Annotated in this window: 1 protein-coding gene; it reads right to left on the bottom strand. The window is 64.0% G+C overall.

What is annotated here, in order from left to right; all coding sequences use genetic code 11:
* The coding region (locus tag IC50_RS12425) for a cation:proton antiporter domain-containing protein (protein WP_035704604.1) at positions 1-949 on the bottom strand (949 nt) is incomplete at its 3' end.
* Positions 950-1,040 lie beyond the last annotated feature (91 nt).

The raw sequence follows: 1,040 nt of genomic DNA, 5'->3' as shown, positions 1-1,040 counted from the left end.
TAACGGCAGCCAGTAGCCAACCGGGCTCGCGCACGAGCACGCGGAAGTCGATGGCCATGCCGACGGTGAAGAAGAAGATGCCGAGCAGCAGGCCCTTGAACGGCTCGACGGTGGCCTCGATCGCCTTTCCATACTCCGTTTCCGCCAGCATCAGTCCTGCAACGAATGCCCCGAGCGCCATCGACAGGCCGGCCTGGTGCGCCGCAAGCCCGGCGCCGACGATGACGAACAAGGTTGCGGCGACGAACAACTCCGTCGAATGGGTGCCTGCAACCATCTGGAACAGCGGACGCATCAACAGCCGTCCGATCAGAATGAGAAAGGCGACCGCCACGACCGCCTTCAGGATCGCCGTGGAGATGTGCGTCACGACCGAGCCACCGCTGCCTGCGCCGAGCACCGAGACGAAGACGAGAATGGGGACCACGGCGAGGTCCTGGGCCAGCAACACCGAGAAGCTGGCGCGCCCGGCCGTGGTCGCAAGCCGCCTCTCGGCGGAGAGAAGCTCGAGCACGATAGCCGTCGAGGACAGCGCGAGGCTCGCACCGATGATAACGGCGGTATCGGAGTTTTGCCCGAATAGAACCGCCACGCCGAATATCAAGGCGGACGTTGCCGCCACCTGCAGGCCGCCAAGCCCGAACACCAGCCGTCGCATCGTGACGAGCCGCCTGAAAGACAGCTCGAGCCCGATCAGAAACAGCAGGAAGACGATGCCAAGATTGGCGATACCCTCGACGTTCTGCGCATCCGTCACTGTAAACCAGTACAGGAACGGGATTTCTCGAACGAGCGAGCCGAGCCCGAGCGGACCGAGAATGGCGCCGGCACCGAGATAGCCCAGCACCGGATTGATACCCCAGTGACGGACGATCGGCACCACCACGCCGGCGGTAGCGAGAACCACGAGCGCGTCACTGTAGGCATTAATGTTGATGGTCGTGGTCACGAGCCCGTCATGTGTCGGCGCTTGCCAATAGCGGCAGCGTCGTCCGCGGTCGATAGCACACGGCGCCGCAGCCCCCAAACCCGCGCCGTTT

It is taken from the genome of Bradyrhizobium genomosp. I (2014), assembly GCF_000261685.1.
Lineage (GTDB): Bacteria > Pseudomonadota > Alphaproteobacteria > Rhizobiales > Xanthobacteraceae > Bradyrhizobium.
Note: the sequence above shows the minus strand (reverse complement) of the source record. Positions and strands in the feature narration are given on the sequence as shown.